Annotated in this window: 12 protein-coding genes; 7 read left to right on the top strand and 5 right to left on the bottom strand. The window is 70.9% G+C overall.

Annotated elements, in window-relative coordinates; all coding sequences use genetic code 11:
• Positions 1-96: 96 nt before the first annotated feature.
• The 3 genes from ACEI37_RS04115 to ACEI37_RS04105 are packed head-to-tail and all read left to right on the top strand — an operon-like array spanning position 97 to position 4,958.
• Positions 97-822, top strand: coding sequence for a response regulator transcription factor (locus ACEI37_RS04115; RefSeq protein ID WP_373377462.1), 726 nt, complete (start codon positions 97-99; stop codon positions 820-822).
• The gene (locus tag ACEI37_RS04110) at positions 815-2,500 is read left to right on the top strand and encodes a FecR domain-containing protein (protein ID WP_373377461.1); all 1,686 of its coding nucleotides are present in this window, start codon (positions 815-817) and stop codon (positions 2,498-2,500) included. The genes ACEI37_RS04115 and ACEI37_RS04110 overlap by 8 nt, the downstream gene beginning before the upstream one ends.
• Positions 2,478-4,958: a CHASE2 domain-containing protein gene (locus tag ACEI37_RS04105; protein WP_373377460.1), complete on the top strand. Its 2,481-nt coding sequence runs from the start codon at positions 2,478-2,480 to the stop codon at positions 4,956-4,958. Before ACEI37_RS04110 ends, ACEI37_RS04105 begins: the two co-directional genes overlap by 23 nt.
• 198 nt (positions 4,959-5,156) lie before the next feature.
• Here the strand turns inward: ACEI37_RS04105 and ACEI37_RS04100 are convergent, their stop codons facing one another.
• Positions 5,157-6,542: a heavy metal sensor histidine kinase gene (locus ACEI37_RS04100; protein WP_373377459.1), complete on the bottom strand. Its 1,386-nt coding sequence runs from the start codon at positions 6,540-6,542 to the stop codon at positions 5,157-5,159.
• Entirely contained in the window at positions 6,539-7,261 is a 723-nt protein-coding gene (locus tag ACEI37_RS04095; protein WP_373377458.1) for a heavy metal response regulator transcription factor, read from the bottom strand. The genes ACEI37_RS04100 and ACEI37_RS04095 overlap by 4 nt, the downstream gene beginning before the upstream one ends.
• A 177-nt stretch (positions 7,262-7,438) precedes the next feature.
• Between ACEI37_RS04095 and ACEI37_RS04090 the strand changes: the two genes are divergently transcribed.
• From ACEI37_RS04090 to copD, 4 genes are read left to right on the top strand one after another with little or no spacing between them, the layout of a single operon-like run.
• Positions 7,439-9,364, top strand: coding sequence for a copper resistance system multicopper oxidase (locus tag ACEI37_RS04090; RefSeq protein ID WP_373377457.1), 1,926 nt, complete (start codon positions 7,439-7,441; stop codon positions 9,362-9,364).
• On the top strand, positions 9,364-10,434 hold the full coding sequence (locus tag ACEI37_RS04085) for a copper resistance protein B (RefSeq protein WP_373377456.1): 1,071 nt from the start codon (positions 9,364-9,366) through the stop codon (positions 10,432-10,434). The genes ACEI37_RS04090 and ACEI37_RS04085 overlap by 1 nt, the downstream gene beginning before the upstream one ends.
• 49 nt (positions 10,435-10,483) lie before the next feature.
• Positions 10,484-10,870: a copper homeostasis periplasmic binding protein CopC gene (gene copC, locus ACEI37_RS04080; protein ID WP_373377455.1), complete on the top strand. Its 387-nt coding sequence runs from the start codon at positions 10,484-10,486 to the stop codon at positions 10,868-10,870.
• Positions 10,871-11,809, top strand: coding sequence for a copper homeostasis membrane protein CopD (gene copD / locus ACEI37_RS04075; protein WP_373377454.1), 939 nt, complete (start codon positions 10,871-10,873; stop codon positions 11,807-11,809).
• Between the two features lie 30 nt (positions 11,810-11,839).
• On the opposite strand, the gene ACEI37_RS04070 is transcribed toward copD, so the two are convergent.
• The 3 genes from ACEI37_RS04070 to ACEI37_RS04060 all read right to left on the bottom strand — a co-directional run bounded on the left by ACEI37_RS04070 (position 11,840) and on the right by ACEI37_RS04060 (position 16,603).
• Positions 11,840-12,991 carry an HlyD family efflux transporter periplasmic adaptor subunit gene (locus tag ACEI37_RS04070; RefSeq protein WP_373377713.1) on the bottom strand — a complete coding sequence of 384 codons (1,152 nt, stop codon included), beginning with the start codon at positions 12,989-12,991 and terminating at the stop codon, positions 11,840-11,842.
• Between the two features lie 41 nt (positions 12,992-13,032).
• Complete coding sequence (locus ACEI37_RS04065) at positions 13,033-15,171, bottom strand: type I secretion system permease/ATPase (RefSeq protein ID WP_373377712.1); 2,139 nt, start codon at positions 15,169-15,171, stop codon at positions 13,033-13,035.
• A 79-nt stretch (positions 15,172-15,250) separates the two neighbouring features.
• A complete protein-coding gene (locus ACEI37_RS04060) occupies positions 15,251-16,603 on the bottom strand; it encodes a TolC family protein (protein WP_373377453.1) in 1,353 nt (450 codons plus the stop codon).
• Positions 16,604-16,667: the final 64 nt, after the last annotated feature.

Genomic DNA, 16,667 nt, shown 5'->3' with positions numbered 1-16,667 from the left:
GGGCGAAATACAAAGAATGACTTGCCGGCCGAGCCGTCGACACGCCGTGGCAGAGACCGCAGTTGCAGTCGGAAGCTGGCAGAAGGGTGTAGAGGTATGCGAATTGCATCCGTGGAGGATGATCCGGATCAGGCCGAACTGATCCGGCAGATTTTGGGCGAAGCCGGTTTCGAATGCGAATCCTTCGCCAACGGCGCCGACTTGCTGCGCGCGCTGCGCGAGCGCGCCTACGACCTGCTGCTGGTCGACTGGCAGCTGCCGGGCACCAGCGGTTATGAACTGGTCAGCTGGGTGCGGCAGAAGTCCGGCAACATGCCGCCGATCCTGTTCGTTACCAGCCGTACCGCCGAATCCGATATCGTCGACGGCCTGGCGGTGGGCGCCGACGACTACATGCTCAAGCCCATCCGCGCCGGCGAGCTGGTCGCGCGCGTGCGCTCGCTGCTGCGCCGCGCCTACCCGGAGGCCGCGCAGGAAGTCGAACTGATCCGGCGCGGCAACTACACCGTCGATACCCACGCGCGCACCATCACCGTCGGCGCCGAAGCCGCGGTGCTATCGCCGCGCGAATATGAGCTGGCCCTGTTCCTGTTCCGCAATACCGGGCGCCTGCTGGCGCGCGAGGTGATGGAGCAGGCGGTGTGGGGCCGCGCCATGGGGGCGGGGTCGCGCACGCTCGACACGCATATTTCCCGCTTGCGCCTGAAGCTGGCGCTGCGTCCCGAGAACGGCGTGCGGCTGACCTCGGTGTATTCGCACGGCTATCGTTTCGAAGAGATTTCCGCGGCAGAAGCGCAGGCGGATGAGGACCGCGATGCGTAGGGTCGTGCGGGGTATCGCGCTGGCCGTGCTGGCCGGTGCGGCAGTGCCCGCGCAGGCCGGGCCCGCGGGCGCGCAGGGCGCCGACTTTATCTACGTGGTGGAACCCGGCGATACGCTGATCGGGCTGGCCTCGCGCTACATGGCATCCGAACAGGGCTGGCGCACGCTGCAGCGCCTGAACGGCGTGGCCGATCCATACCGGCTGGTGCCGGGGTCGCGCGTGCGCATCCCGCTGAGCCAGATTCCGGAGCAGGCGGCGTCGGCGCGCGTGGTCTACGTGAGCGGCGAGGTGCGCGCCAACGGACGGCCGGTGCAGGTCGGCATGACCCTGGACGAAGCGGCGCGCATCGAGACCCCGGCCGGCGGTTCGGCCACGCTCGAACTGCCGGACCGCACCCGCGTCACCCTGCCGCCCGGCACCACGGTGGCGGTGAACCGGCTGCGCACGTTTGCGCGCAGTGGCCTGGTCGACACCGTGATCCGCATCGACAAGGGCGCGGCCGAGACCCGCGTGGCGCCCGAGGGCGGCGGGGTCGGCCGCTTCGAGATGCATACGCCGATGATGGTGACCGGCGTGCGCGGCACCCGTTACCGCGTTTCGGCCGACGCCGGCGGCAGCCGCAGCGAGGTGCTGCAAGGCCGCGTCGGCGTCAGCGCCGCGCGCACAAGGTCCGCAGCGGCACCGGAGCGCGCGATGACCGCGGCGGCGTCGCTCGAGGCTGGCTATGGCATCGGCGTGTCGGCGGGCGGCAGGCTGTCGCAGCCGGTGGCGCTGCTGCCGGCGCCGGCCTTGCTGCCGCCGAATGAAATCGTGCTGGGGCCGTCGTTCGAGGCGGCCTGGCAACCGGTGCCGGGCGCCGTAGCCTACCGCGTGCGGGTGGCACGCGATGCGGCGCTGAGCGAACTGGTCTGGACCGGCACCGCCAGCGGCGCCGATGCCGCCCGGGTGCGGGTCGAGGGCCTGCCGGAAGGCACGCTGTACCTCAGCGTCAGCGCCATCGACCGGCACCAGCTGACCGGCCATGACGCGCAGGCGCCGGTCTCGGTGCGGCTCAACCCGCCGGCACCGTTCACGCAGCAGCCCGCCGCGGATGCGGTGCGCTATGCCGATGCCGTCAGCTTCGAATGGGCCACGGTGCCGGGCGCCGCCAGCTACGAGCTGGCGCTCGCCACCGATGCCGCCTTTAGCCGCGACGCCGCCGTCCACGCCGCCGCCGCGTCGCCCGCGGCGCGGGCGCTGGCGCCGGGCCGCTGGTGGTGGCGCGTGCGCAGCGTCGATGCGGCGGGCCTGCCGGGCCCGTGGTCGGACGCGGTGCCGTTCCGCGTCGAGCCCAAGCCGCCGGTTCCCACGCTGCAGGACGACGGTGGCGCGCTGCACATCGGCTGGCCCGATGGCGGCGGCGGCCCCGGCTACCGGGTGCAGCTGGCGGCCGATGCGGGCTTTGCCACGCTGCTGGCGGACGAACACACCGCCAGCAACGCCATCGACCTGCCGCGCCCCGCGCCGGGCGTCTATTTCATCCGCGTGGCGCGCGCCGCGCCCGGCGTGGCGCCCGATCCGGCCGCGTTCTCGGTGCCGCAGCGCATTGAAGTCATCGCCATGCTGCGCGACGGGCAGGGCGGCGCAATCGGCTCGGGCGACCGGCCGGACGGCGGTGGCCGCATCCGGCTCCACTGACGCACCCGCCGCCCCGGGGGCGCGCGCGCAGCCGCCTGCGGCGGGGCGCGCCTTCGGCCAGCGCACGCTGGTCGAATGGTGCCTGCTGGCCGCTGCGGTGCTGGCGCTGGTGATGTTCGCGGCGCGCCAGGGCTGGACCGAACGCGCCGACCTGGCCGCCTACGACATCGCCATCGGCGCCCAGCATCATCCCGCCCGCGACGACATCGTCATCGTCGGCATCGACGACGCCAGCATCACCGCCATCGGCCGCTGGCCGTGGCGCCGCGCGGTGCTTGCGCAGCTGATCGAACGCATCGCCGCGGGCGGCCCGCGCGTGATCGGCGTCGACGTGATCCTGTCCGAGCGCGATACCCGCTATCCGCAAGACGACGCCGTGCTGGCGTGCAGCATGGCGCTGGCCGGCAACGTGGTGCTGCCGGTGCTGGCCGAGCCCGGCCCCGCCGGCATGCTGGTGCGCTATCCGCTGGCCGGGCTGGGCGCCGCCGTCGGCCATATCAACATGGTGGTCGATACCGACGGCGTGGCGCGCCAGGTCTACCTGCGCGAAGGCCCGCACCCGGTGGCCGCCGCCGGCGTGCCGCACCTGGCCGCGGTGATGGCGGGTTTCGGCCGCGCGGGCGCGCTGCCCGAGGGCGTGCGCCACGAGCCGGCCGTGGTCACCGAAGCCAATGGCTGGGAACGCAGCGGCCGCCTGCGCATTCCGTACGCCGGCCCGCCCGGCACCTTCGCCCGCGTGTCGGTGCGCGACGTGCTCGATGGCCACGCCGATCCGGCCATGTTTGCCGGCAAGGCGGTGCTGATCGGCGCGCTTGCCACCGGCATGGGGGACGTGCTGCCGACACCGGTCTCGCGCGATGGCCGCGGCATGAGCGGCGTGGAGATTTTGGCCAACACGGTGCAGGCGGTGAGCGACGGCGATGCCATTGTCGCGGTGTCGCCGGCATGGCAGGCCGGCGGCACGCTGCTGGCGGTGCTGCTGGCGGCGCTGGCGGCGCTGCGGCTGCCGCCGCGCGGCGCGCTGGTCGCCACCGGGCTGCTGCTGGCCGGCCTGCTGCTGGGGTCGCTGGCGCTGCTGGCGCTGGCGCGGCTATGGTTTGCCCCGGCCGCCGCGGTGCTGGGCTGCGTGCTGTTCTATCCATTGTGGAGCTGGCTGCGCCAGGAAGCGGCGCTGCGCTTCCTCAGCGACGAGCTGGCGCGGCTCGAGCGCGAGCCCGGCGTGATGCCCGCGCCGCGCCACGCCGGCGCCACCCTTGACAGCCGCATGCGCGCCGTCTACGGCGTCAGCGCGCAATTGCGCGGCCTGCGCCGTTTCCTCTCCGACGGTTTGGAAAGCCTGCCCGATGCCACCGCCATCTGCGACCTGGATGGCGGCGTGCTGCTGGCCAACCGGCGTTGCGTGACGCTGGCCCCGGCGCTGCTGGCGCGCGTACCGGAGGGACCAGCGGAGCCGGGCCTGCCGCGTCCCGGCATCCGCGCGCTGATCGAGGCGGTGTGCCCGGCACCGGCACCGGCGCTGGCCTACTGGCAGGCACTGCACGATCGCTACGCCGGCGCACCGGTGCCGTCAGCGCCGGTGCCCGAGGGCGGCATCGAAGTGTCCGGGCGCGGCGACCGCCGCTACCTGCTCCATGGCGCGCCGCTGCATGGCGAATCCGGCGCCGTGGCGGGCCTGATCGTCAGTGTGATCGACATTACCGCGATCCGCCTGGCGGAGCGCCAGCGCGAGCAGATGCTGCGCTTCCTGTCGCACGACATGCGCTCGCCGCAGGCGTCGATCCTGGCGCTGATCGAACTGGAGGAACGGCGCGCGCGTCAGGCGGGCACCAGCGCCGCCACGCGGGGCGCCACCAGCGCGGGCGATGCCGCCGCGGACAGCGGCGTGCTGGCCCGGATCGCCGCGCATGCGCGCCGCACCCTGACGCTGGCCGACGATTTCATCAGCGTGGCGCGCGCGGAGTCGAAGGCGCTGGCGTTCATGGAGGTGGAGCTCGGCGGCCTGGTGCTCGACGCCACCGACCAGCTGTGGGCGCTGGCCAAGACACGCGAGGTGTCGTTGCAGATCGACCTGCCCGACGAGCCCGCGGTGCTGCAGGGCGAACCCGCATTGCTGGTGCGCGCCATCGCCAACCTGGTCAGCAATGCGATCAAGTTCAGCCCCGCGGGCGGGACCGTGACGGTGTCGCTGACGCGTGAGGCAGAGCGCTTCGTGGTGGCCGTGCAGGACCATGGGCCGGGCATTTCCGAGGCCGACCAGGCCCGGCTGTTCGAGCCGTTTGCGCGGCTGCACGAAGGCCAGCAGGGCGCGCCCGAAGGGACCGGGTTGGGCCTGGTGCTGGTGCGCGCCGTGGCCGAGCGGCATGGTGGCCATGCCAGCGTGCGCAGCCAGGCCGGCATGGGTGCCGTGTTCCGCATCGAGCTGCCGTTTGCCGCGGCCTCGCAGCCTGCCTCGGTATGACGTGATCGCGGCCACGGGACGCGTTTCGGGGCACTGCCTGTTACGGCCGCCGACACAATTGTTGGCAGTCGCAAACGGGGGATTTGCGTAGCATCGGAGCACCGCTGGAGCCGCATCCGGTGGTCTTCACGCCCACGCCAGCTCCCCCACGGCTGTAACTGGCGTGGGCGGCTTTTTTTGCCCACGCGTGAGGCCCGGCTAAGCGCGAAACGTCAGGGTAAAGCGCGTCTTGCCTGCCTCTGACGACACGCCGATTGCGCCACCGTGCGCGGCGACGATGGCCTGCGTGATCGCCAGCCCCAGCCCCAGTCCCGCGCCATCCGATTCGGGCCGCGCGCGCGACTTGTCGGCGCGGAAGAAGCGGTCGAACAGCGCAGGCAGCAGTTCCGGCCGGATGGTCTCGCCTTCGTTCTCGACCACCACCTGCACCGCGTCGGCACCCGGCGTGATTTCCACCACGATGCCCTTGCCCGCGGGCGTATGCCGCAGTGCATTCGACAACAGGTTGCTCAGCGCCCGGCGCAGCATCAGCCGGTCGCCGGTAATGCGGCCGCGGCCGCGCAGCGTGAGCCGCACGCCCTTGTCCTCGGCGAGCGCATCGTAGAAATCGAACAGCGCCTCGACTTCATCCGCCACCTCGATCGGTTCCGCGCTGGGCAGCGTGATGCCGTGCTCGGTCTTGGCCAGGTACAGCATGTCCGAGACCATGCGCGACAGCCGCTGCAACTCTTCCACGTTCGACGCCAGCACGTCGCGGTAGCGCGCCGCATCGCGCGGCTGCGACAGCACCACCTGGGTCTGCGTCATCAGGTTGGTGATCGGCGTGCGCAGCTCGTGCGCGAGGTCCGACGAGAATTCCGACAGGCGCGCGAAGTCGCGCTGCAGGCGCTCCAGCATCGCGTTGAGGGTGGCGGCCAGGTCCGCCATTTCCACCGGCACGGTCTCGACCGGCATGCGCTCGTCCAGCTTGTGCGCGGTCACGGCGCGCGCGCGCGAGGCCATGGTGCGCAGCGGCGACAGCCCGCGGCGCGCCGCCCACCAGCCCAGCAGCCCGCTCGCCAGCGCCGCCAGCGTGCCGTAGAAGGCCAGCGTGTTGCGGAACGCGTGCAGGAAGTGGTCATGCAGCGCCGTGTCCATGCCGACCAGCACCTGCAGCGCGCCGGGCTGGCCGCCGGCGGGTGCGACCGCAAGCTGCGCGCGCAGGCCGCGGTAGGTCTGGCCCTGTTGGTCCCAGGCAAAGGCGTCGTTTCCTGCCGGCGCCTGCGCGGCGGCGGCCAGCGCCGGGCGGAAATCGAAATCCCGCGTGGCGTACAGGCGCTTGCCATCGGCGCCACGCACTTCGGCGACGAAGCCGGCATGGTGTTCCAGCGCCGGACCCAGCCGTTGCGGCAGCGACGCCGCGGGGCCGTCGGCGGCGATCTTTTCGATCAGCCGCACGTTGTCAGCCAGCACCGCGTAGTCCTCGTCGGCGAAATGATCGTCGATCGCCAGCCAGATCAGCACGCCCAGGCCCAGCAGCACCGCCGCCGACGACAGCGAGAACAGGATGGTTAGCCGCGCCGTCAGCGACAGCCGGGGCTTCATGTGGGCTGCCCGTCGTGTGCCGGCGTGTCTGCTTCGTCGGCGGCTTCGGGCGCTTCCAGCACATAGCCCATGCCGCGCACGGTCTGGATCAGGCGGGCCTCGAAGCCGTCATCGATCTTGGCGCGCAGGCGCCGGATCGCGACGTCGATGACATTGCTGTCGCTGTCGAAGTTCATGTCCCACACCTGCGAGGCGATCAGCGAGCGCGGCAGCACCTCGCCGCGGCGGCGCGCCAGCAGCTCCAGCAGCGCGAACTCCTTGCTGGTCAGCGTGATGCGGCGCCCGGCGCGCGTGGCGCGGCGGCGCGTCAGGTCCAGCACCAGGTCTGCCACCTGGATACGGTCCAGCGTCATCTGCGCGGTGCCGCGGCGCAGCAGCGTGCGCACGCGGGCGAGCAGTTCCGAGAAGGCGAACGGCTTGACCAGGTAGTCGTCGGCGCCCAGCTCCAGCCCCTTGACGCGGTCGGCCACGCTGTCGCGCGCGGTCAGGAACAGCACCGGCACCGGGTTCTGCCCCGCGCGCAGCGCCTGCACGATGCGCCAGCCATCCACGTCCGGCAGCATCACGTCCAGGATGATCAGGTCGTAGGGCTCGGTCATGGCCATGTGCTGGCCGTCCAGGCCGTTGCGCACCAGGTCGACGACGAAGCCCGCCTCGGTCAGCCCCTGGCGCAGGTATTCGCCGGTCTTGGACTCGTCCTCTACCACAAGCAGTTTCATCAGCACTTTCCTTATGCGATCGGGCCGGCCGATCGCTCCTTCACGGCCAGGCAACTCTACGCCGGCGTTGCCGGCGCCAACATGACCGCAAGATTACCGGATTGTCATGTTCCGGTCAGACCTCGGTAGGGTGGCGCTGGCTACGCTTGGCATGCCAACTAACCGAACCCACGTGACATGCGACGCCATCCAAGCCCCGGCCGCCCAGCGCTGCCTTTTTTGCTGCCTGATCCGCTCTCCGGATTGCCCGACCTGCGGCGCCGCCGCTTCGTGCAGGGGCTGGCCGCCGGCGGCGTGGTCGCCGGCCTGGGCGGGTTTGGCGCCAGCGCCTGGGCGCAGCATGCCGGGCACGGCGGCAGCGGCGCGCGCGACGGGCAGCCCGCCCCGGCGGGCAGCGGTGCCGGTCCGGTGCTGCGCGGCACCGAGTTCGACCTGGTGATCGGCGAATCGCTGGTCAACTACACCGGCAAGCCAACCATCGCCACCACCATCAACGGCATGCTTCCCGGCCCGACGCTGCGCTGGCGCGAGGGCGACACCGTCACCATCCGCGTGACCAACCGCCTGCGCGAGGCCACCTCGATCCACTGGCACGGCATCATCCTGCCCTACCAGATGGACGGCGTGCCCGGCATCAGCTTCCCGGGCATCCCGCCCGGCGAGACTTTCACCTACCGCTTCAAGGTTACGCAGACTGGCAGCTACTGGTATCACTCGCATTCCGGCTTCCAGGAGATGACCGGCGTGTACGGCGGCATCGTCATCGATCCGGCCTCCGGGCACGAGCGCGCGCACGCCGACCGCGACCATACCGTGCTGCTGTCGGACTGGACCGACGAAGACCCGATGCGGGTGCTGAACAAGCTCAAGATCCAGGGCGACTACTACAACTACAACCAACCCACGGTGGTCGACTTCTTCCGCGACGTGTCGCGTGACGGGCTGAAGCAGGCGCTGGACAAGCGCCGCATGTGGAACCAGATGCGGATGAGCCCGACCGACCTGGCGGACCTGTCCAGCGCCACGCTTACCCACCTGGCCAACGGCGTCACGCCCGCCGGCAACTGGACCGCGCTGTTCCGCCGCGGCGAGACCGTGCGGCTGCGCTTTATCAACGGCTCGGGCAATACCTTCTACGACGTGCGCATCCCCGGGCTCAAGCTGCGCGTGGTGCAGGTCGACGGCCAGGACATCGAGCCCGTCACCGTCGACGAATTCCGCTTCGGTCCCGGCGAGACCTGCGACGCCATCGTGAAGCCGCAGGACGACGCCTACACCCTGTTCGCGCAGTCGATGGATCGCACCGGCTATGCGCGCGGCACGCTGGCGGTGCGCGAGGGCCTGTCGGCGCCGGTGCCCGCGCTGGACCGGGCCGAATGGCTGACCATGACCGACATGATGGGCGCGATGACCGGCCATGGCGGTCACGGGGGCCATGGGGGCCAAGGTGGCCACGCTGGTCACGGTGCCCACGCCGGCCACGCCGGGCATGGCGCGATGCCGATGGCGGGCATGGACCACGCCGGCATGGACCACAGCCAGCACGCGATGGCGCCCGCCGACGCGCTGCGGGTGCCCAGCAAGACCGCGCGCCATGCCCGCACCGAATACGGCGCCAGCACCGACATGCGCGTCGACATGGCCCGCACCAACCTGGACGACCCCGGCATCGGCCTGCGCAACAACGGCAGGCGCGTGCTGACGCTGGCCGACCAGCACACCATCGGCGGGGCCATGGATGCGCGCGGGCCGGGGCGCGAGGTCGAGCTGCACCTGACCGGCAATATGGAGCGCTATACGTGGTCGTTCGACGGCGTCGAGTTCGGCAAGTCCACGCCGATCTACTTCAAGCATGGCGAACGGCTGCGCGTGATCCTGCACAACGACACCATGATGACCCACCCCATGCACCTGCACGGCATGTGGAGCGAACTGGAGGCGCCCGACGGCAGCTTCCAGGCGCGGCGCCACACTATCCCGGTGCAGCCGGCGCAGCGCATCAGCTTCCTGGTCACGGCCGATGCGCTGGGCCGCTGGGCCTGGCATTGCCACCTGATGCTGCATATGGATGCGGGCATGTTCCGCGAAGTGGTGGTGGCGTGATGAAGCAAGCCGAACTCTCGATTTTTATGCCCGGATACAAGAAGACCATGCTGGCCGCGGCGCTGGCGCTGGGCGCCATGGGCGCAGCCTTTGCGCAGGACCCGCATGCCGGCCATGCGCACGGCCACGGCCAACCGGCCGCGCCTGCCGCGATGCAGGGTATGGACCATAGCCAGATGCAGGGCATGGACCATGGCCAGATGCAAGGGATGGACCACGGCCAGGTGCAAGGCATGGACCAGCCGGAGATCCAGACCATGGACGGCGCCAACGCGCCGCCGCAAGAGGCGGCCCCGGCGATGGACCATGGCGACATGAAGATGCAGGGCGGCAGCGCGCCTCCCGACGCGCGTGACCCGCACGCCTATTCCGGCGGCTACCAGCTTGGCGTCGGCCAGTACGCGCTGGGCGACAAGCGCCAGCTGGTGATGGCCGACGAGCACCTGTTCGCCTCGGTGCTGGTCGACCGCCTGGAGTGGGCCCATGCCAACGGCAGCAATGCCGCCGCCTACGAGGCGCAGGCATGGTTCGGCAACAGCTTCGACAAGCTGGTGCTCAAGGCCGAGGGCGAGGCCGCGCATGGCAAGCTGCATGAAGCCCGCACCGAACTGCTGTGGGGCCACGCCGTGGCCAGCTACTGGGACACCCAGCTGGGCCTGCGCAACGACACCGGCAGCGGGCGCCCGGGGCGCAACTGGCTGGCGTTCGGCATGCAGGGGCTGGCGCCGTACTGGTTCGAGGTCGATGCCACCGCCTATGTCGGCACCAGCGGCCGCACCGCGTTGCGGCTGTCGGCGGAATACGAACTGCTGCTGACGCAGCGCCTGATCCTGCAGCCGCGCATCGAAGCCAATCTGTATGGCAAGAACGATCCCGAAGTGGGGATCGGCAGCGGCTTGTCCAACGGCACCGTCGGGCTGCGGCTGCGCTATGAGTTCAGCCGGCAGTTCGCCCCGTATATCGGCGTCGAGCGCTACCAGACCTTCGGCAATACCGCGGACATGATCCGCACCGCGGGCGGCAAGTCGGGCGAAACGCGCTTCGTCGCCGGCGTCCGCGTGTGGTTCTGACGCGGTCGCCCGGACCATCACACTTCTACATCCCTCAGCGGAGACCATCATGCATGCCAATCGCCCCCTGATCCACGCCATGATTGCGGCCACTGCCGCGCTGGCCAGCAGCCTTGCCTTCGCGCATCCCAAGCTGGAATCGTCGACGCCCGCCGACAAGGCGGAGGTGCCCGCGCCGCAGAAGATCGAGCTGCGCTTCTCAGAGAACCTTGTCACCCAGTTTTCCGGCGCCAACCTGGTGATGACCGGCATGCCGGGCATGGCCAACCATGCGCCGATGAAGATGGCCGTGAAGGTCTCGGGCAGCGATGACCCCAAGACCATGGTGATCACCCCCTCGCAGCCGCTGCCGCCGGGCAGCTACCGGGTGGACTGGCGCGCGGTCTCTTCCGACACCCATCCCGTCAATGGCAACGTCACGTTCACGGTGAAGTAATTGGCGCAGCCGGAATGGCTGGCCGCCGGGCTGCGCCTGGCGCTTTATCTCGACCTCGCGCTGGTGTTCGGGCTGCCGCTGTTCTGCCTCTATGCGCTGCGCCGGAACGAAAGTAGCGGCAGCTTCGCGCGGCGTTGCGGGGCACTGGCGCTGGGCAGTGCGGTCGCGGGCATCTTGCTGTCGCTGGGCGCCCTGGTCGAGATGGCGCGCGCCATGACGGGCGTGTCAGATTATGCGGCCTTGCAGGCCCACGTCTTCACCATGATCGTCACCGGGACGGATTTCGGCGTGGCCTGGTGCGTGCGCGTAGCGGCGCTGCTGCTGTTCGTACTGGCCGGCATGCAGGCGCGCCGGTCACGAGCCTCCGGCGCGGTGCTGGCCGCGTATGGCGGCGTGGCGTTGGCCACGCTGGCGTGGGGCGGGCATGGCGCGATGCACGACGGCGCGGTGCGCTACCTGCACCTGGCCTCGGACGTGACCCACCTGCTGGCCGCGGGCGCATGGGTGGGGGCGCTGGCGGCGTTCCTGCTGCTGGCATGGCCCGGGTCGATGCCGCACGGCGAGGCCCTTGCGCTGCTGAGTCGCAGCGCCAACGGCTTCGCGCGCATCGGTACCGGCATCGTGGCCTTGCTGGTCATCACCGGCGTGCTGAACTACTGGCTCATCGTCGGGCCGGTGATGCCCGAATTCGCGCCGATGTCCTACGGCGGGCTGCTGGCGGCAAAGCTTGCGCTGTTTGCCACCATGCTCGGGCTGGCGGCGGCGAACCGGTTTGCGCTGGCGCCGCGGCTGGAAGCGGCTGCGCGCACGGGAGAGCGGGGCCCGGCGCTGCAGGCAGTCCAGGCGCTGCGGCGCAGCCTGCTGCTCGAAGCCGGCACCGCCGCGCTGGTGCTGGCGCTGGTGGCGGTGCTGGGCATGCAGTCGCCGACCCCGGCATGATGGCCGTGCTGCGGGGCGGGCGGACAACCCTTAGCGCTCGCGCAAGGCCTCGGCGGCGCGGCGCAGCGGCTTGAGCAGGTAATCGAGCACGGTGCGGCGGCCGGTGCGGATCTCGGCCGTGGCGACCATGCCGGGCAGGATGGGATGGCGCTTGCCGTCGCTGGTTTCCAGGTAGGCATGGTCGGTCAGCACGTAGACGCGGTAGTAGTAGATGCGCTTGTCGACCTGGTCTTCGATGGTGTCGGGCGAGATCCGGTCGACGCGGGCCGGCAACGTGCCGTAGATCGACGGCTCGAACGCCGTGATCTTGACCGTGGCCGGCTGCGCCGGGTGGATGAAGGCGATGTCGCGCGGGCTCAGCCGCGCCTCGATCAGCAACTGGTCCCCCAGCGGTACGATTTCCATCAGCACGCCGCCGGGGCTGACCACGCCGCCGATGGTGGAGACGCGGATGTCCTTGACGATGCCGCGCGCCGGCGAATTGATGGCGGTGCGGCGCAACTGGTCGGCACGGCCTTCACGCACCTTCAGCAGCGGGCCCAGGTCGGCCATGGTGGTGGCGTAGTCGGCCTTCAGCGCCACGTAGTATTCGCTCTGCGTGGCGGCTAGCTTGGTCGAGAACTCGGCCACCTTCTGCCGCAGCCGCAGCACCTCGACTTCATTGGTGGCGCCGGTGCGCAACAGCGGGATAGCGATCTGCAGCTCGTTTTCGGCCAGGCGCAGCTGCTCGCGCAGGTTGCCGACATTCTCGCGGAAGGCACGACGGTTGGCGGTGAAGAGCTGACGCTCGCGATCGACCACCGCGGCGTTGCCGGCCAGCTCTGGCGGGAAGGCAACGTTGGCGGCATCGTTCATTTCCGCATGCAGCCGCGCGGCGCGCGCCTGCAGCGCCGCGATCCGCTCCAGCGTCTCTTCCATCGAAGCGCGCGCCTGCACCGGGTCGAGCGTGGCCAGCTGCTGTCCGGCTTCGACCACGTCGCCCTCGCGCACCGCCAGCTCGGCCACGATGCCGCCTTCCAGGCTCTGGATGATCTGGCCCTTGGACGCCGGCGTGACGCGGCCCTCGCCGATCGCCACTTCATCCAGCCCGGCCAGAGCCGCCCATAGCAGGAACAGCGTCAGCGCGCCGACGATCACCCACAGCAGGTAGCGCGGGCCCTGGGGCTGTCCGCCGATGTGCATCCAGTCCGCGGCCCCGGCCGCTCTTGTGCCCATGCCCATGTTCAGCCTCCTGACGGGTCCAGCGGGCTGGCCGCCTGCGCGCCCTTGCCACGCAGCGCGGCCAGCACCGCATCCCTGGGGCCGTCGCGCACGATGCGTCCGTTGTCGACGACGATAATGCGATCGACCAGCGCCAGCACCGCGTAGCGGTGCGTCGCCACCACCAGCGTACGCTGGCCCAGCGAGGGCCGCAGCCGCGCGATCACGGCCTGCTCGGTGGCCTCGTCCAGCGATGCGGTGGGCTCGTCCAGCAGCAGCACGTTGGGCGCGCGCAGCAGCGTGCGCGCCAGGATCAGCGCCTGCTTCTGGCCGCCGGACAGGCCCACGCCGTTCTCGCGGATGGTCAGGTCGAGCCCGTGCACCTGGTTCAGCAGCAGCCGGTCGGCGCACGCCAGCCGCAGCGCCTGCAGCATGGCCTCGTCGGTGGCGAGCGGGTCGGCCACCAGCAGGTTGTCGCGCAAGGTGCCGTAGAACAGGCTGGATTCCTGCATCACCATGCCGACGTCGCGGCGCACGTCGGCGGGATCGATCAGCGGCAAGGGCGTGTCGTTGAACAGGATGCGGCCCTGCACCGGCGTCGCCAGCCCGCCCAGCAGGCGCAGCAGCGTGGACTTGCCGGCGCCGACGCGGCCCAGCACCGCAATGCGCTCGCCGGGCGCGATCTGCAGCTGCGGGATGTTGAGCACCGGCTTTTCCTGCGGGTCGAAGCCGTACACCACCTGCTCGAAGCGATAGCGCCCCACGAGTGCGGGCCGGTGGTACGCGTCGCGCGCCGGGTCGTGGTCCAGCGGCAGGCTCAGCAGTGCGTCCAGTCCCTGCTTGCCGACGCGCGCGTTCTGGATGCGCCCCAGCACCGCGGGAATCTGCGACAGCGGCGCGATGGTGCGGCTGGTCAGGATCGAGCAGGCCAGCACCGCGCCGAACGACAGGCCCCCATCCAGGATGCCATGCACGCCAGCCACCAGCACCCCGACATAGGCCAGCTGCTGCACCGTCTGCGACAGGTTCAGCAGCAGCCCGGCGATAAAGCGCTGTTTCAGGCCGATCTCGCCGTTGACCGCGTTGACCTGGTCCCACAGCTTGCGAAAGCGCGGCTCGGCCTGCAGGGTCTTGATGTCCTCGGCCCGGTAGATCGATTCCATCAGGATCGCGTTGCGCAGCGCGGCCTCGCTCATGCCCTGCTGCGACAGCCGCGCCAGCGGAATCTGCGCCACCAGCCCGGGCAGCACCAGCAGCGGGATCGCCACCAGCGGCACCAGCACCAGCCAGCCGCCAAGCAGCCAGATGATGACCAGGAAGCCGGCGACGAAGGGCAGGTCGATCAGCACCCCGAGCGTGCTCGAGGTGAGCAGTTCGCGCAGCTGCTCCAGGTCGCGCAGCTGCGCCACCAGCGTGCCAGGCGAGCGCGGGCGCGCATCGTTGCGGATATCCAGCACGCGCGCGAAGAACATTGCCGACAGCCGCTGGTCGACCTGCTTGCCGAAATGGTCGGCGATCGACACCCGCACGGTGCGGATCAGCAGCTCCAGCACCAGTGCCAGCGCCACGCCGCTGGCCAGCACCCACAGCGTATGCAGCGAGCGCGCCGGCACCACGCGGTCCCACACCTGCATCGCGAACAGCGAGGTACCGACCGCCAGCAGGTTGCCGAACAGCGAGCCCGCGCCCAGCTCCACCAGCGTGCGCCAGTTGGCGGTGAAGATGCTGCCGAGCCAGCCTTCCGGGCGCGCTGCCAGGTAGGCGTCGAGACGGCCGCTGCGCGGCGCCACGCGTTCGCGCACCAGCAGCAGGCGCACGCTGCCGTCGCCGTCCTGCCGCGCCAGCGCCGCCAGCGCGGGCGTGCGCTCGATGGTGCCGGCGTCGGTGGGCAACTGCAGCACCGCCTTGCCGTCGGCGATGCCCGTCAGCAGGCCGATCTGCTCTCCGTCCAGCACCACCAGCGCGGGCAGCAGCAGCGGCGACAGCGCAGCCGCGGGCAGGTCGGCAAACTGGGCCGACAAGCCGGCGGCGGCGGCCATCTCGACCACCGCGCGCCCGGCGTCGGCGCGGTCGGTCCAGGCGGCGGCGCCCCGCACCAGTTCCGGCGAAGGCGACAGTCCCAGCTGGCGGGCCGCCAGCAGCAGCGCCTCGGCCCAGGCCAATGCCGGCTGCGCCGCCTGCGCCTTAGCGCTGCCATCGTGGGGTCTGGCGCCCGCCGGCGTGGTGCCGGCGCTCGGTGCATCAAGGGTGGCTTGCACTGTCGTGCTCCCGCAGCAAGGCCACGAACCTGCCGGTGGCGGCGTGCGCCTTGATGCGCGCCAGCATGCCGTCGGCGACCGCGCCGATCCATTCCTGCTCGGCCAGGAAGATCTCGCGCTCGGGATTGAGCACGTCGGTCAGGGTCCGCTTGTTGAGGATGTATTCCTGCCAGTACAGGTCCCGCGAAGCGCGCAGCAGCGCGATCATCTGCGCATAGCTTTGCGTGCGCGCCGCGGCGCCGGCCGCCTCGGTGGCGGCGGAATGCAGCGTGGTGCGGGCCAGCAGCCGCTCGTTGTCGAGCGCCTGCTGGGCGGCGCGCTGGCCCGCGCGGGCGGCGTCGATGCGGTGCCGGTTCAGCCCGCCCAGCGAGAAGTCGCCGGCGATCGCCACGCCGATCCAGGTGTCGTCATTGGCATTGGCGCGCCCGGTCGACACCGAGCGGCTCACGCCGACGCTGACCGACGGGAAGCGCTCGGCCTCGGCCAGCGTCACGCGCGCGTGCGCGGCTTCGGCCGCGGCGGCGGCGGCCAGCACCTTGGGCGTGTGCTCGATGTCGTCGCCCTCGTTGCCCAGGCCGCGGACCTCGTCTTCGGTGCGCGTGAGTTCGGCCACGCGCTCGGGCCGCACGCCGATCAGCTCGGCCAGGCGCGACGCGGCCACGTCGAAACGGGTGCGCGCGCGCAGCACCTCGGTACGGGCACGCTGGATCGCCACGTCGGCCATGGTGCCGTCCGAACTGACCGACAGCCCCGCGCGCACGCGCTGGCCAATCTTGTCGCGCGTGACCGCCAGCGTTTCGAGCTGGCGCTGCGCGGCCGCCATCACCGCCTGGCTGGCGGCCAGTTCGATATAGATGGAGGCGGTGTTGTAGGCGATCTGCTCGACCGTGTCGGACAGCTCATGGCGGCGCTGCACCAGCGAAGCGTCCGCGGCCGAGATCTTGCTGGCGGTGCGGCCGAAGTCGTACAGCAGCTGGCTGACGCCGACCGAGGCGCGTGCGCCCATGTCGTTGCCGCCGCTGCCGAAGCTGCCGCCATAGCCCGGGCGCACGCCATATTCGAGCTTGGGGTACCAGGCCGAACGCGCCACCGCGATCTCGGCCTCGCTCTGCGCCACCACCGCGTTGGCGCGGCCGATATCGGGATGCCGCGAGATCGCGATGCCGACAGCCTCGTGCAGCGCCATGCCTGCCAGCGGGATGCGCAAAGCCGCTGGCACGCCGTTCGATGTGACGGCATTCGGCGCCGGCGCGGTGGGCAGCGTCGCCGTCGCGGCAAGCGCTGGTACCGGCGCCGCAACCGCCGGCCGGGCCATCGACATGGCCGCGAGCAGCATCGCGAGCAGTGTGCCGAAAAGCGGTTTTGCCGCGCGCGAGGCGGTGAAACCGGGAAAACAGGAG

Source organism: Cupriavidus nantongensis, from assembly GCF_041726985.1.
Classification (GTDB): Bacteria; Pseudomonadota; Gammaproteobacteria; order Burkholderiales; family Burkholderiaceae; genus Cupriavidus; species Cupriavidus nantongensis_A.
The sequence above is the reverse complement of the archived record's forward strand: the minus strand, read 5'-3'. Positions and strand labels throughout refer to the sequence as shown.

Excerpts from the sequence above, each read along its gene's own strand:
- ACEI37_RS04070 (WP_373377713.1), bottom strand. The coding sequence starts at position 12,991 with ATGCACATCGGCGGACAGCCCCAGGGCCCGCGCTACCTGCTGTGGGTG.
- copC (WP_373377455.1), top strand. The coding sequence starts at position 10,484 with ATGCATGCCAATCGCCCCCTGATCCACGCCATGATTGCGGCCACTGCC.
- ACEI37_RS04110 (WP_373377461.1), top strand. The coding sequence starts at position 815 with ATGCGTAGGGTCGTGCGGGGTATCGCGCTGGCCGTGCTGGCCGGTGCG.
- ACEI37_RS04090 (WP_373377457.1), top strand. The coding sequence starts at position 7,439 with ATGCGACGCCATCCAAGCCCCGGCCGCCCAGCGCTGCCTTTTTTGCTG.
- ACEI37_RS04060 (WP_373377453.1), bottom strand. The coding sequence starts at position 16,603 with ATGCTGCTCGCGGCCATGTCGATGGCCCGGCCGGCGGTTGCGGCGCCG.
- ACEI37_RS04100 (WP_373377459.1), bottom strand. The coding sequence starts at position 6,542 with ATGAAGCCCCGGCTGTCGCTGACGGCGCGGCTAACCATCCTGTTCTCG.
- ACEI37_RS04115 (WP_373377462.1), top strand. The coding sequence starts at position 97 with ATGCGAATTGCATCCGTGGAGGATGATCCGGATCAGGCCGAACTGATC.
- ACEI37_RS04095 (WP_373377458.1), bottom strand. The coding sequence starts at position 7,261 with ATGAAACTGCTTGTGGTAGAGGACGAGTCCAAGACCGGCGAATACCTG.
- ACEI37_RS04085 (WP_373377456.1), top strand. The coding sequence starts at position 9,364 with ATGAAGCAAGCCGAACTCTCGATTTTTATGCCCGGATACAAGAAGACC.